The sequence below is a fragment of the Brevundimonas viscosa genome (assembly GCF_900116065.1).
Taxonomy (GTDB): domain Bacteria; phylum Pseudomonadota; class Alphaproteobacteria; order Caulobacterales; family Caulobacteraceae; genus Brevundimonas; species Brevundimonas viscosa.
The window spans coordinates 109,239-122,174 of record NZ_FOZV01000006.1 but is presented as its reverse complement, the minus strand read 5'-3'; the positions used below and the strand labels follow the sequence as shown (position 1 = coordinate 122,174).

At 70.2% G+C, this 12,936-nt stretch carries 14 protein-coding genes; 4 read left to right on the top strand and 10 right to left on the bottom strand.

Translation table 11 applies throughout. From position 1 onward, the window contains the following. Positions 1–62: 62 nt before the first annotated feature. Both BM333_RS12205 and BM333_RS12200 read right to left on the bottom strand, forming a co-directional pair. The gene (locus BM333_RS12205; RefSeq protein WP_092311971.1) at positions 63–1,880 is read right to left on the bottom strand and encodes an ATP-binding protein; all 1,818 of its coding nucleotides are present in this window, start codon (positions 1,878–1,880) and stop codon (positions 63–65) included. A gap of 88 nt (positions 1,881–1,968) precedes the next feature. Beyond that, positions 1,969–2,271 (bottom strand): BolA family protein, encoded by a 303-nt coding sequence (locus BM333_RS12200; RefSeq protein WP_092312139.1) that lies wholly within the window; start codon positions 2,269–2,271, stop codon positions 1,969–1,971. Positions 2,272–2,316: 45 nt separating this feature from the next. On the opposite strand from BM333_RS12200, the gene BM333_RS12195 reads away from it, so the two are divergent. Further along, positions 2,317–2,988 carry a J domain-containing protein gene (locus tag BM333_RS12195; protein ID WP_092311967.1) on the top strand — a complete coding sequence of 224 codons (672 nt, stop codon included), beginning with the start codon at positions 2,317–2,319 and terminating at the stop codon, positions 2,986–2,988. 53 nt (positions 2,989–3,041) lie between these two features. After that, positions 3,042–3,470 carry an organic hydroperoxide resistance protein gene (locus BM333_RS12190; protein ID WP_092311965.1) on the top strand — a complete coding sequence of 143 codons (429 nt, stop codon included), beginning with the start codon at positions 3,042–3,044 and terminating at the stop codon, positions 3,468–3,470. 34 nt (positions 3,471–3,504) lie between these two features. Here BM333_RS12190 and BM333_RS12185 read toward each other — a convergent pair whose 3' ends face one another. Genes BM333_RS12185 through BM333_RS12170 form a run of 4 tightly spaced genes read right to left on the bottom strand, consistent with a single transcriptional unit; the run spans position 3,505 to position 7,228 of the window. Then, positions 3,505–4,632: an ABC transporter permease gene (locus BM333_RS12185; protein WP_092311961.1), complete on the bottom strand. Its 1,128-nt coding sequence runs from the start codon at positions 4,630–4,632 to the stop codon at positions 3,505–3,507. Then, positions 4,632–5,627, bottom strand: coding sequence for an ABC transporter ATP-binding protein (locus BM333_RS12180; RefSeq protein ID WP_092311959.1), 996 nt, complete (start codon positions 5,625–5,627; stop codon positions 4,632–4,634). Before BM333_RS12180 ends, BM333_RS12185 begins: the two co-directional genes overlap by 1 nt. Continuing rightward, positions 5,628–6,605, bottom strand: coding sequence for an HlyD family secretion protein (locus tag BM333_RS12175; protein ID WP_092311956.1), 978 nt, complete (start codon positions 6,603–6,605; stop codon positions 5,628–5,630). Next, complete coding sequence (locus BM333_RS12170) at positions 6,602–7,228, bottom strand: TetR/AcrR family transcriptional regulator (protein ID WP_245777258.1); 627 nt, start codon at positions 7,226–7,228, stop codon at positions 6,602–6,604. The genes BM333_RS12175 and BM333_RS12170 overlap by 4 nt, the downstream gene beginning before the upstream one ends. Positions 7,229–7,353: 125 nt before the next feature. Here BM333_RS12170 and cobS point away from each other — a divergent pair, with 125 nt between their 5' ends. Beyond that, a complete protein-coding gene (cobS, locus tag BM333_RS12165; RefSeq protein WP_092311952.1) occupies positions 7,354–8,358 on the top strand; it encodes a cobaltochelatase subunit CobS in 1,005 nt (334 codons plus the stop codon). A gap of 122 nt (positions 8,359–8,480) precedes the next feature. Here the strand turns inward: cobS and BM333_RS12160 are convergent, their stop codons facing one another. Both BM333_RS12160 and BM333_RS12155 read right to left on the bottom strand, forming a co-directional pair. Then, entirely contained in the window at positions 8,481–8,834 is a 354-nt protein-coding gene (locus BM333_RS12160; RefSeq protein ID WP_092311947.1) for an endonuclease domain-containing protein, read from the bottom strand. A 113-nt stretch (positions 8,835–8,947) separates the two neighbouring features. After that, on the bottom strand, positions 8,948–9,526 hold the full coding sequence (locus BM333_RS12155; protein ID WP_092311944.1) for a DUF2239 family protein: 579 nt from the start codon (positions 9,524–9,526) through the stop codon (positions 8,948–8,950). 283 nt (positions 9,527–9,809) lie between these two features. Between BM333_RS12155 and BM333_RS12150 the strand changes: the two genes are divergently transcribed. Next, positions 9,810–10,115 (top strand): CsbD family protein, encoded by a 306-nt coding sequence (locus BM333_RS12150; protein WP_092311941.1) that lies wholly within the window; start codon positions 9,810–9,812, stop codon positions 10,113–10,115. 76 nt (positions 10,116–10,191) lie between these two features. Here BM333_RS12150 and clpA read toward each other — a convergent pair whose 3' ends face one another. Together clpA and clpS are read right to left on the bottom strand one after the other, a co-directional pair. Further along, positions 10,192–12,501 carry an ATP-dependent Clp protease ATP-binding subunit ClpA gene (gene clpA / locus BM333_RS12145; protein WP_092311938.1) on the bottom strand — a complete coding sequence of 770 codons (2,310 nt, stop codon included), beginning with the start codon at positions 12,499–12,501 and terminating at the stop codon, positions 10,192–10,194. A 7-nt stretch (positions 12,502–12,508) separates the two neighbouring features. After that, positions 12,509–12,841 (bottom strand): ATP-dependent Clp protease adapter ClpS, encoded by a 333-nt coding sequence (clpS, locus tag BM333_RS12140; protein ID WP_092311933.1) that lies wholly within the window; start codon positions 12,839–12,841, stop codon positions 12,509–12,511. Positions 12,842–12,936: the final 95 nt, after the last annotated feature.

Genomic DNA, 12,936 nt, shown 5'->3' with positions numbered 1-12,936 from the left:
CCTCGTCTGAACGGCCCGGGTCAGGTCCGGTTCAGACCGTCGCCGCTTTCCGACCTTATTGCTCAGGCGGCGGCCGCCGCCGTCTCGCCGCTGTCGACCAGCGCCCGCACGGCCGCACGGCCGGCGCCGACCCGGTTCATCACCAGGGCGAGGGCGGCGAAATCGATCGGCTTGTTCAGATAGGCGTCGGCGCCCGCCTCGAGGCCGGCCTCGTGGTCCTCGGTGCGCGCCGAGGCCGACAGGACCACGATCGGCGTGTCCGCATTCGGTCCGTCGCCCGCCCGGATCGCCCGGGTCGCGGTCAGGCCGTCCATCACGGGCATGTTCACGTCCATGACGATCAGGTCGAAGCGCTGCTCTCCGGCCGCCTCGAGGGCGATCTGGCCGTTCTCCGCCGTGGCGGAGACGTGGCCGGCGGACCCCATCCAGGCTTCCAGAATCATGCGGTTGACGGGGTGGTCCTCGACCACCAGCACGCTCAGCGACTGACCGCCGGCGACCTCGGCCACGATCGGCTGGGCCTCTTCCTGGCGCGCCCACTCGACCACCGGGGCCTCGACCGAGAACAGGAAGGTGGAGCCCTCCCCGAGGGTGGATTCCACCGTGATGTCGCCATCCATGATGTTGGCCATGCGGCGGGAGATGGTCAGGCCGAGGCCCGTGCCCCCGAACCGGCGGGTCGACGAGGCGTCGACCTGGGTGAACGGCTGGAACAGGCGCTCGAGGTCCTCGGGGGCGATGCCGGCTCCGGAATCCTTGACCGCGAAATGGAAGCGAACCCGCCCTTCGTCCAGCCGCTCGCCCCGCACCGTGTACAGAATCTCTCCGGCGTCGGTGAACTTGACGGCGTTCGACAGCAGATTGTGGATCACCTGGCAGACCCGTAGCGGGTCGCCGCGCACCACTGCGGGAATCTCGCCTTCGAGCCGCGTGGTGAAGGTCAGCCCCTTGGCTTCGGCCTGGGCCTGGAAGGGGCCGATGACCCGCTTGTGCAGGTCGTCCACGTTCACGTCGACAACCTCGAAGGTCATCTTGCCAGCCTCGATCTTGGTCATGTCGAGGATGTCGTTGAGCAGCGACAGCAGGTTGTCGCCCGAGTTGCGGATGATCGACAGATACTCGCGCTGGGTCGGTTCAAGCCGGGTCGCGTTGAGCAGCTGGGCCGCGCCCAGCACGCCGTTCATCGGCGTGCGCAGTTCGTGCGAGATCACGCCGAGGAAGTTCGATTTCGCGTCGGACGCCGCGTTGGCGCGGTCGCGCGCCGCCTCCAGCTCCTCGATCAGATGGGCCTGATGTTCCTGGAAGGCGCGGATGCGCTCCTCACGCAGCATGGTCATCATCACCAGCACGAACAGGCCGGCGGCGGTGAAGGGCACGATGGCCAGGAACTGCCAGAACAGGGGCGTGCCCCACAGGCTGGCGGCGATGATCACCGCGGCCACGCCGTAGGGGGACGAGATCACCACCGCCTGACGCGGCGAGCTGCGCAGCTGGGCGAACACCAGCACATAGCCGGACACCAGCAGGGCCAGGGCGAGCGCCGGGCCGAACTCGGCGCCCGAGAACCAGGCGATCAGCGGAGCCGCCGCCCACGCCGCGGTGGTGGCGGTGGCGACCGCGGGGAAGATCAGCCCCCAGCCGGTCCCGACGCGCTGGCTGATGCGCTTCTCGAACGCGCCCCGGACCGCGCCGGCGGCGAGGGTGCCGATGAACCATAGCGTCGCCGGCGCCCACCCGACGGTCGCGAGCAGGCCCAGGGCCCAGCTGGCGATGATCACATAGCGGAGATACTGGGTCTGGAGGATCGCGCGCAGCGCCTGGGCGGCTTCTCCCGCGTCGGGGTCGCCCGCAGCCTTGCCGATGCCGTCCGATTCCACCATCGCGCGCGTCCCCCCGGTTCAGCCCGCCGGAACGCTAGGGCGAAGGTTCTAAGACGAGGTGAACGGTGGTTTGTCTCCCCGGACGTCGTCAGGCCTGATCGGCCTCCGCGGGCGTCAGCGCGCGAATCGACAGGGCGTGCACCGGGCCCGCCAGTTCCTCGCGCAACAGGTCGGTCACCGCACGCTGCCGTTGCACCCGCCCCTGCCCCTCGAAAGCCGCGGCGACGACGGTCAGGTTGAGGTGGCTCTCGCCGCCGGCGCGGCCGTCGATGCCCCCTTCGTGATGATGACCGGCGTGGCGGGCGCTGTCGTCCTCGACCTCCAGCCGCTCCGGATTCAGGCCGGCGATGAGTTTTTCACGGATTTTCCGTGCGATCGGACCCTCGGTCACGGGCGGCTCCTTGTTGCAGACCAATTCAGCCCTACACTTCGGGGGATGTCGTCCGCCTTTCAATACAAGCCGCGATTCAGGGATATGCGCGTCAAGCCGCCGCGCCCGGAAGAGGAGGCCGCGGCCGCCGACGTGCTCGGTCTCAAGCCGGGGGAGAAGGCCTGCCAGTGGCCCGACTGCAGCCGTCCCGCCACGGCGAAGGCGCCGAAGTCGCGCGAGCGGCTGCACGACTTCTACGACTTCTGCCAGGGCCACGCCGCCGAGTACAACAAGGGCTGGAACTTCTACGCCGGGATGAGCGAGGGAGAGATCCGCGCCGCCCAGGAGAACGAGGCCATGACCGGCGGCCGCCCGACGTGGGAGATGAAGGCCGGCAAGTTCAGCCGCGAGGCCGCCGCCTTCGCCGCCAAGATGGGCACGGCCAACACCCAGGGCGCCGGCAACTGGCGCGACAGCTTCGGCCTGTTCGGCCGCCGCACGCGCGAACAGGCGGCGCCGGAGGGCCAGGACGACCTGCGCATCGGCCGTCTCGAGCGCGCCGCCCTCGCCGACCTCGACCTCGACGTCCGCACCGACAGGAAGGCGATCAAGGCCCGCTACCACGAGCTGCTCAAGCGCTTCCACCCCGATCTGAACAAGGGCGACCGCGGCGCCGAAGCCAAGCTGCAGCGGGTCATCAAGGCCTACAAGACGCTGAAGAAGTCGGGTCTGGCCTAGCGTCCCTCCCGGGGACGCCTACCTCAGGGGGCCCCGATCAAAGGAGACCCGCCATGGAAGTCCTGTACCGAGCCCACGCCACGGCCAGCGGCGGCGGCCGCGAAGACGGCCGCGCCGCCACCGACGACGGCAAGGTCGACGTCCGCCTGTCCACGCCGACCGAAATGGGCGGCAAGGGCGGCGACGGGACCAATCCCGAGCAGCTGTTCGCCGCCGGCTACGCCGCCTGCTACCTCGGCGCGCTGCGCCTCGTCGCCGGCAAGGCGGGCACGCCCGTCGGCCCGGACACCAGGGTCCGGTCGACCGTCGGCTTCGGCAAGAACACCCGCGGCGAGGGCTTCAACCTCGACATTGAGCTGGAGGTCGTCGACCACGGCCTCGACCAGGCGGTCATCGACGACCTGATTCAGAAGGCCCACGCCGTCTGCCCCTACTCCAACGCCACGCGCAACAACGTGGACGTCCGGTTGAGCGCCGCCTGACGCAGTTCCTCTCCCGCCGGGAGAGGGTGCGCGTTCAGTCCAGGGTCGTCCGGTACCTCAGCATCGCCAGTGTCCCCACGACCAGCACGAACAGCAGCAGCGCCAGCAGGCTGGGTCCCGCGTTCTCCAGGCCCACGCCCTTGAGCACCGATCCGCGCACCACCCTGAGGACGTGGGTCACGGGGATCGCCAGCCCCAGCCACTGCGCCCAGTCGGGCATGCCGCGGAACGGGAACATGAAGCCGGACAGCAGGATCGACGGCAACATGTAGAAGACGCTCATCTGCATGGCCTGCAGCTGCGTCTTCGCCAACGTCGAGATCAGGAACCCCAGCGCCAGCGAACCGACGATGAACAGCATCAGCCCCGCCCCCAGCGCCAGCCAGCCGCCGCTCATCGGCGCCGCGAACAGGACCCGCGCCAGCACCAGGATCAGCACGGCCTGCACCAGCCCGACCAGCACATAGGGCGTCAGCTTGCCGACCATGACCTCGATCGGCAGCACCGGCGTGGCCAGCAGGCTCTCCATCGTGCCCCGCTCGCGCTCCCGCGCCATGCCCAGCGAGGTCATCATCACCAGCGTCATCGACAGGATCACGCCCAGCAGGCCGGGCACGATGTTGTAGGCGGTGATCGCCTCCGGATTGTAGCGCCGGTGAACCACGACCTCGAACGGCGGCGGACCCGACGCCCGGGTCGCCAAGGGCCCCGCCAGCTCGCGGGCCAGCGCCTGCTGCGGCAGCTGCAGCAGGGCCGCCACCGCGCCCGAGGTCGCCGACGGATCCGAGGCGTCGGCCTCGACCAGGATCTGCGCCCCCTCGCCGCGCACCACCCGCCGGGTGAAGTCGGCCGGGATGATCACCGCGAACTGCGCCTCGCCCCGCTCCAGCGCCCGGTCCAGTTCGGCGGTGCTGCGCGCCACCCGCGTGACCTCGAAATAGCCGCTGTTGTCCAGCGCGGTCAGGACCGAGCGCGAGAAGCCGCCCTGGTCCTGCACCAGCACCGCGGTCGGCAGGTTCCGCGGGTCATCGTTGATGGCGTAGCCGAACAGCAGCAGCTGCACGATCGGCATGGCCAGGATCATGGCGTAGGTCAGCCGGTCGCGCGTCAGCTGCACGAACTCCTTGGCCATCACCGCCCAGGTCCGGGTCAGCGAGATCATCAGGCCGCCTCCGCCTTGGCTTTCGCCGCCTCACGGTCGTGGATCAGCTGGATGAACACGTCCTCCAGCGTCGGCCGGGTCTCGCTCCAGACCAGCGGCGACTTGCGGTAAGGCGCGATGGCGGCCTCCAGCGCCGCCCGATCCCGGCCGGACACGTGCAGCACCGTGCCGAACGGCGCCGCCATCTCCACGCCCGGCGTCCCGCGCAGTTCGCGCGCCAGCCGGTCCGCGCCCGGCCCCTCGGCGTGGAAGGTGACCAGGCCGGAGGCGTCGATCACCTCGTCCGCCGTGCCGCGCGCCAGGGTCCGTCCGCCGGCGATGTAGGCGATCTCGTGACAGCGCTCGGCCTCGTCCATGTAGTGGGTCGAGACCAGCACGGTCATGCCCCTGGCCGCCAGGCCGTGGATCTCGTCCCAGAAGGTGCGCCGCGCCTCCGGGTCGACCCCCGCCGTCGGCTCGTCCAGCAGCAGCAGCTCGGGCCCGTGCAGGGTCGCCGCCGCCAGCGCCAGCCGCTGCTTCCAGCCGCCCGACAGCGTGCCGGCCAGTTGCGCCCGCCGCGCCGTCAGCCCCAGCCCGTCCAGCGCCGCCTGCACCCGCTCGCGCCGCCGGTCCAGCTCGTGCACCCGGGCGGTGAAGGTCAGGTTCTGCTCGATCGACAGGTCCTCGTAGAGCGAGAACCGCTGCGTCATGTAGCCGACCCGCCGCTTGATCTCGCGCGAGTCCTTCAGCACGTCGAAGCCCAGCACCGTGCCCTCGCCGCTGTCGGGCCGCAGAAGCCCGAACAGCATGCGCAGCGTCGTCGTCTTCCCCGCGCCGTTGGGCCCCAGGAAGCCGCAGATGCGCCCGCGCTCCACCACGATGCCGAAGTCCTTCACCGCGTGCAGGGCGCCGAACGACTTGTTCAGCCCGCGGACGTCGATGACCTTTTCGTGGGCGCCGCGGTCAGAGGGCTCCGCCTTCTCGACCCGACGCGGCGCTGGCCCGGGGGCCGCCATCTACTCCCCCGCCTCCAGCGGGATCACGTCGACCGGAAGGCCCGGGTTCAGCGTCGCCGCGCCCTCGGGCCGCGCCTCGATACGGTAGACCAGACGGTCGCGGCTGCCCCGGCTGTACAGCACCGGCGGGGTGAACTCCGGCCGCGGGCTGACCCAGGCGATCCGCGCCCGTCCCTCGCCGGCGCAGCCGTCGCACCCGAAGCGCACCGTCTGGCCGGGCCGGTACAACGCCATCTCCGCCTGGGGGACGAAGAACACCAGCTTGACCTCGCTGTCCGGCAGCAGGGCCAGCACCGGCTGGTTGGCCGCCGCCCATTCGCCCGGCCGGAAGAAAATCTCCTCGACCCGCGCCGCCGCCGGCGCCGCCGGCGCCAGCTGGCCCAGCCGGACCCGCGCCTCTTCCAGCCCGCCGGCCGCCTGCTCGGCCTGCCGCTGGGCCGCCGCCACCGCGTCGCGCCGCGCGCCCAGCGTCGCCACCTCGCGCCGCCTGCGCACCGCCGCCGTCTGCGCGCGCGCCGCGTCGCGGGCCGACCGCACCTGGTCCAGCCGCGCCGGGGCGTAGATGCCCTGCCGCACCAGCGGCTCGATGCGGCCATACTCCGCCTCGGCCTGACGCTCGGCCGCCTCGGCCGCCGCCAGCTCGGCGTCGAACACCGACAGCTCCTCGGCCCGCTGGCCCTTCCTCAAGTCCTCGACCCGCGCCTCGGCCGCGCCCACCGCCGCCGCCGCGCTGCCCGCCTGGGCCCGCTGCACCGCCGGATCGATCAGGAAGGTGCGACCGCCCGCCGCCACCCGCTCGCCCTCGCGCACGTAGAGCTCAGCCACCGCCCCCGAGACCGGGGCGGCCAGATAAACCCGCTCGCCCTCGATGTAGCCGGTCAGCACCCGCGGCCCGCCGTCGCGGGCGATCAGCGCCCACATGATCGAGCCGAAAACCGCCACCCCCACGATCACCAGCACCGGCCGCAGACGCTTCATGGCCGCATCCCCCTCAGCACCGTTTCGACATGCTGCTCCGCCAGCGCGACCACGTCGATCGGCTCCGCCCCGACCGGCTCGAAGGTCTCGCGCCACACCATCGACAGCACCATCGGCCCCATCAGGCCGAAGGCGAACAGCCGCGGGTCGCCCGGCCGCACCTCGCCGCGCGCCTGGGCCGCCGCGATCAGCCCGCTGATCAACTGCACCCCCGGCTCGACCACCGCCTCGCGCCAGATGCTCGCCAGTTCCGGATGGTTGCGGCTCTCGGCGATGACCAGCTTGACCACGCCGGTGATGCGCCGGTCGCCGACCACCTGCCGCGCCAGCATCGGCAGCGCCATGCGCACCACCTGCTCCAGCGGCAGGTCGGCCGTCGCCACCGCCTTCACCCGCTCGATGTTCGGCGACACCGCGTCGGTGACCACCGCCCGGAACAGGTCGGCCTTGGTCTCGAAATAGAGGTAGAGCGCGCCCTTCGAGACGCCGGCGCGCTTTGCCACCTCCTCCAGCCGGGCCGCCTGGAAGCCGCGCGCGGCGAACACCTCCAGCGCCGCGGCGAGGATCTCGGCCGGGCGGTCGGCGGGTCGACGACGGAACTTCGGCTCACCGGGCGGCAGCATCGCGCGTCCTTGCTAACTGACTGGTCAGTTATTACGCTCGCGGGCGAGAACTGTAAAGCGGCGTTCTTTCACACCGCCCGCCCTGCCGCTGGACCCCGCGCCGCCGCGCTCTTAAGTGTGCGGCCATGACCTCCCCCCTCGACTCGACCCCCGACCCGCTGCTGACCCTCGAACCCCACCGCAAGGTGAGCGTGCGCGAGATGTTCGGGGTCGATTCCGACATGGTCGTGCCGGCCTTCGACACGCGCGACAGCCACGTGCCGGACATCGACGACGCCTACCGGTTCGATCCGCAGACGACGCTGGCCATCTGCGCCGGCTTCGCCTTCGACCGCCGCGTGATGGTCCAGGGCTATCACGGCACCGGCAAGTCGACGCACATCGAGCAGGTCGCCGCCCGCCTCAACTGGCCGCTGGTGCGCGTCAACCTCGACAGCCACGTCAGCCGCATCGACCTGGTCGGCAAGGACGCCATCGTCTTCAAGGAAGGCAAGCAGGTCACCGAGTTCCGCGAGGGCATGCTGCCCTGGGCCCTGCAGCGCCCGATCGCCCTCGTCTTCGACGAATACGACGCCGGCCGGCCCGATGTGATGTTCGTGATCCAGCGCGTGCTCGAGGCCCAGGGCCGCCTGACCCTGCTCGACCAGAACCGCGTCATCCGCCCGAACCGCTGGTTCCGCCTGTTCTCGACGACCAACACCATCGGCCTCGGCGACACCTCGGGCCTCTATCACGGCACCCAGCAGATCAACCAGGGTCAGATGGACCGCTGGAACATCGTCACCACGCTCAACTACCTCGACCACGACGTCGAGGCCGAGATCGTGGCCGCCAAGGTGCCCGAGTGGAACGACGCCGAGGGCAAGCGCCGCATCGCCGCCATGGTCCGCGTCGCCGACATGACCCGCAACGCCTTCATGAACGGCGACATCTCCACCGTGATGTCGCCGCGGACGGTGATCACCTGGGCCCAGAACGCCATCATCTTCGGCGGCGACGTGGCCCTCGGCTTCCGGCTCACCTTCCTCAACAAGTGCGACGAGCTGGAGCGCCCGACCATCGCGGAGTTCTACCAGCGGGCGTTCGGGGAGGATCTCCCGGAGGCGGCGACGCGGGTGAAGGTGGGATGAAATCCTTCTCCCCTTGGGGGAGAAGGTGGCCCCGCGAAGCGGGGTCGGATGAGGGGTCGCACCAGTAACGACCGCAGAAGACCTCTGGCCTCCCTCCCGTAAACCGGCTCTCCAAAGACGGATCAGTTGCGGTCGACGTTCGCCTCGGCAGCCGCAAGGATCGCCGCGACGACCTCATGTCCCCGCGTCTCGATCACCTGATTGGCGAACCGCAGCACGCGAAACCCCTGACCTCGCAGCCACGCATCCCGCTCCGCGTCCCGCTCGGGATCGTGCCGCGGCCCGTCCGCCTCCACGATCAGCCTGTGGCGGAAGCAGATGAAGTCCGCGATGTACGGTCCATCCTCGAACACGAGCTGACGCCGGAACTTGAGACCGACCAGGCGCCGGTCGCGCAGCAGCTTCCACAGCCGGCGCTCGTAGACGGCCGGTTCGCGGCGCATCTCTCTCGCCCGCTGACGAAGCCAATCGCCCATAGGTTGCACGCTGCGCTCAAAACTGCTTTCTGTCGAGGGAGCGGCGCGACCCCTCATCCGGCCGCTGCGCGGCCACCTTCTCCCGCAAGGGGAGAAGGTTCGTCTGAGCGGCCTCACCCCGCCCCGTTCCGCCACGCCCCCGCCGCCATCGCCCGCGCCGTCTCGCGCACGTCCTCGGGCCAGCCCTCCACCGCCGCGTCGAAGGCCGTCCAGTCGCCGGCGAACAGCCAGCGCGTCGCCTCCTCATAGCCCGGCCGGTCCCCGGCCATGGCGGTGATGAAGCGATACGTCGCCTCCTTCGCCCGCCGCGCCCGCTCCGGCCCCTCCCCGTCCTTCATCTGCGTCTCGACCAGCTTGCGCAGAGCCACCGAGGCGCCGCCCGGCTGGGCCGACAGCCAGTCCCAGTGGCGCGGCAGCAGCGTGACCTCGCGCGCCGTCACTCCCAGCTTCGGCCGCCCCGGCCCGCGCTTCTCCGGCGCCGGCGGCGCGGCCAGCCGGCCCCGCGCCTCCTCCAGGGTTCCGCGCAGGTCGAGGTCGACCGCCTTGCCCGTGGTCCGGTCGAAGGTCAGGGGCTCCCGGCCGGCCTTGCGCAAGGCCTCGCGGATGAGCGGCAGGACCTCGCCGAGCGCCCCCGCGGCGACGCGGCGGTCGCCGAGGAAGGACACGACCGGGAGATCGGCGCGGACGGTCATGGAACTCTCTCCTCGCTCGGGCCCCTGGCGCCGACGGGGCGGGCCCCCATATCGACCGATATGCCCTGTCGATCGGGTGGATCTGGCAGGTTTGGCAGGTTTGGCGCCCCGAAATCGCGCCAACCGCGGCGGTAATACCCGGACGAAACCTGGTCGGTCAATATCACCCGGACAAAAACCAGGGCCCGCGACCGCGCGACGCGCCCCGCGTCCGGAACCGCCCGGCCTCCTCCGCGCTAGTGGAGCAATCCAACCCCTCACCTCCATAGCGGGAGCTCCCCCCATGACCGATCAGCGCATCGAAGGCGTCGCCAACGAGATGGAAGGCAAGGTGCAGGCCGCCTCCGGCCGCTTCGCCGGCGATACGAAGATGCAGATCGAGGGCCGCCTCAGGCAGGCCAAGGGTCAGGCCCAGCAGGCCTACGGCCGGGTCATCGACGGCCTCGACGGCCTGGTCGAGAAGGCGCCGGAGCAGTATCGCGCCCATGCCCGCACCGGCCTCGACTTCGCCCGTCGCAAGCCGCTGCTGACCACCGGCATCGTCGCCGGCCTGGCCATCCTGCTGGCCGGGGCCGGCCGCCGCCGCTGACCGCCCGCGCCCTCCGGCGAGAAAAAAGGGCCCCGGAGGCGACTCCGGGGGCCTGTTCGTTTGCGCTGCGGGAGCCTCAGCCCGCGGCTTCGTCCGCCGGCTCCTTCACCGGCGCTCCGGAAGGCCCGGTGACGTCGAAGGCGATCTTGCCGTCCTTCAGCTCGACCTTCACATGCCCGCCGCGGGTCAGACGCCCGAACAGGATGTCGTCGGCCAGCGGCTTCTTGATGTGCTCCTGGATGACCCGCGCCAGCGGACGCGCGCCGTACAGCTCGTCGAAGCCGTTCTTGGCCAGCCAGTCGTTGGCCTCGTCGGTCAGTTCGATGGTGATGTTGCGGTCCGCCAGCTGGGCCTCCAGCTGCAGCACGAACTTGGTCACCACCGAGCGGATGGTCTCGGCGTCCAGCGCCTTGAATGCCACGATCGCGTCCAGACGGTTGCGGAACTCGGGCGCGAACAGCCGCTGGATGGCCTTCTCGTCCTCGCCCTCGACCTTGCCCCGGCCGAAGCCGATCGCCGCCCGCGCATTGTCGGCCGCGCCGGCGTTGGTGGTCATGATCAGGATGACGTTCCGGAAGTCGACCTTCTTGCCGACCGCGTCGGTCAGCTGGCCGTTGTCCATCACCTGCAGCAGGATGTTGTAGACGTCCGGGTGGGCCTTCTCGATCTCGTCCAGCAGCACCACGGCGTGAGGGTGCTGGTCGACGGCGTCGGTCAGCAGGCCGCCCTGGTCGTGGCCGACATAGCCCGGAGGCGCGCCGATCAGCCGGCTGACGGTGTGCCGCTCCATGTACTCGGACATGTCGAAGCGCAGCATCTCGATGCCCAGCGTCGCCGCCAGCTGCTTGGCCACCTCGGTCTTGCCGACGCCGGTCGGGCCGGAGAACAGGAAGGCGCCGATCGGCTTCTGCGGGTCGCGCAGCCCGGCGCGGGCCAGCTTCATCGCCGCCGAAACCTGCTCGATCGCCGATTCCTGGCCGAACACCACCCGGTTCAGGTCGGCCTGCAGCTCGCGCAGCGCCTCGGTGTCGGACTTGGACACCGACTTCGGCGGGATGCGCGCCATCTTGGCGATGACGGCCTCGACCTCCTTCTGGCCGATGACCTTCTTCCGCTTCGACTCCGGCAGCAGCATCTGCGACGCCCCCGCCTCGTCGATCACGTCGATCGCCTTGTCCGGCAGCTTGCGGTCGGTCATGTACCGCGCCGACAGCTCCACCGCCGTACGGATCGCCGCGTCGGTGTAGCGCAGCTTGTGGTGGCCCTCGTAGGAGGTCTTCAGCCCCTTGAGGATGCGGATGGTGTCGTCGACGGTCGGCTCGTTGACGTCGATCTTCTGGAAGCGGCGGGCCAGGGCCCGGTCCTTCTCGAAGTGCTGGCGGTATTCCTTGTAGGTGGTCGAGCCCATGCAGCGCAGGCTGCCCGAGGCCAGCGCCGGCTTCAGCAGGTTGGAGGCGTCCATCGCCCCGCCCGAGGTCGCCCCGGCGCCGATCACCGTATGGATCTCATCGATGAACAGCACCGCGTCGTCGTGCTGCTCCAGCTCCTTGACGACCTGTTTCAGCCGCTCCTCGAAGTCGCCGCGATAGCGGGTCCCGGCCAGCAGGGCCCCCATGTCGAGGCTGTAGATGGTGGCGTTCTTCAGGACGTCCGGCACCTCGCCCTTGACGATCTTGCGGGCCAGCCCTTCGGCGATGGCCGTCTTGCCGACCCCCGGATCGCCGACCAGCAGCGGATTGTTCTTGGTCCGCCGGCACAGGATCTGGATCGAGCGCTCGACCTCGGCGTGACGCCCGATCAGCGGATCGATCCGGCCCTCGCGGGCCTTGGCGTTCAGGTCGACGCAATACGCCTCCAGGGCCTCGCCGCCGGTCTTGGTCGCGGCCGCGTCCTCGGCGTCTTCGGGGCTGCCGCCGGCCTTGGCGGGCCGCGTCTCGCCGGCCCCCGGCTTCTTGGCGATGCCGTGGGCGATGAAGTTGACCGCATCGTACCGCGTCATGTCCTGCTCCTGCAGGAAGTAGGCGGCATGGCTCTCGCGCTCGCTGAAGATGGCCACCAGCACATTGGCGCCGGTGACCTCCTCCCGGCCCGAGGACTGGACATGGATCACGGCGCGCTGGATCACGCGCTGGAAGCCCGCCGTCGGCTTGGCGTCGTCGCCGTCCGAGGTGGCCAGCGCCGCCAGGTCGGTGTCGACATAAAGCGTCAGCGCCGTCTTCAGCGCGACCAGGTCGACATTGCAGGCGGTCATCACATTGGCCGCGTCCGGATCGTCGACGAGGGCCAGCAGCAGGTGCTCGAGCGTGGCGTACTCGTGCCGGCGCTCGTTGGCGTAGTGCACCGCCCGGTGCAGGGTCTCTTCGAGAGGACGGGAAAACGAGGGCATGATCCTCTCAGTCCTTTTCCATCGTGCATTGCAGGGGGTGCTGGTGGCGACGCGCCGTCTCGACCACCTGGGCGACCTTGGTCTCGGCCACCTCGTAGGTGAACACGCCGCACACGCCGACACCGTGCTGGTGCACGTGCAGCATGATGCGGGTGGCGTCCTCGCGGCTCTTCTGGAAGAACCGCTCCAGCACGTAGACGACGAATTCCATCGGCGTGTAGTCGTCGTTCAGGATCAGCACCCGATAGAGCGAGGGCCTCTGAAGCTTCGGCTTTGTCTCGGTGATCGTGGCGGCCCCGGGGGCCCCGACGGGATCACCGACCTTACGTGACGGCGGCATTCGTTGTCCGGTTGGAAGTCGGATGGACAGATAGGAAACTGTCGAACGCTTTGCGAGGTCCGTCCAGTCACAGCTTGCGTTACGGCGACGACGGC

Coding starts and splice junctions, on each gene's coding strand:
- BM333_RS12160 (WP_092311947.1), bottom strand. CDS start 8,834: ATGGGCGATTGGCTTCGTCAGCGGGCGAGAGAGATGCGCCGCGAACCG.
- BM333_RS12190 (WP_092311965.1), top strand. CDS start 3,042: ATGGAAGTCCTGTACCGAGCCCACGCCACGGCCAGCGGCGGCGGCCGC.
- clpS (WP_092311933.1), bottom strand. CDS start 12,841: ATGCCGCCGTCACGTAAGGTCGGTGATCCCGTCGGGGCCCCCGGGGCC.
- BM333_RS12205 (WP_092311971.1), bottom strand. CDS start 1,880: ATGGTGGAATCGGACGGCATCGGCAAGGCTGCGGGCGACCCCGACGCG.
- BM333_RS12175 (WP_092311956.1), bottom strand. CDS start 6,605: ATGAAGCGTCTGCGGCCGGTGCTGGTGATCGTGGGGGTGGCGGTTTTC.
- clpA (WP_092311938.1), bottom strand. CDS start 12,501: ATGCCCTCGTTTTCCCGTCCTCTCGAAGAGACCCTGCACCGGGCGGTG.
- BM333_RS12185 (WP_092311961.1), bottom strand. CDS start 4,632: ATGATCTCGCTGACCCGGACCTGGGCGGTGATGGCCAAGGAGTTCGTG.
- BM333_RS12195 (WP_092311967.1), top strand. CDS start 2,317: ATGTCGTCCGCCTTTCAATACAAGCCGCGATTCAGGGATATGCGCGTC.
- cobS (WP_092311952.1), top strand. CDS start 7,354: ATGACCTCCCCCCTCGACTCGACCCCCGACCCGCTGCTGACCCTCGAA.
- BM333_RS12150 (WP_092311941.1), top strand. CDS start 9,810: ATGACCGATCAGCGCATCGAAGGCGTCGCCAACGAGATGGAAGGCAAG.
- BM333_RS12155 (WP_092311944.1), bottom strand. CDS start 9,526: ATGACCGTCCGCGCCGATCTCCCGGTCGTGTCCTTCCTCGGCGACCGC.
- BM333_RS12180 (WP_092311959.1), bottom strand. CDS start 5,627: ATGGCGGCCCCCGGGCCAGCGCCGCGTCGGGTCGAGAAGGCGGAGCCC.
- BM333_RS12170 (WP_245777258.1), bottom strand. CDS start 7,228: ATGCTGCCGCCCGGTGAGCCGAAGTTCCGTCGTCGACCCGCCGACCGC.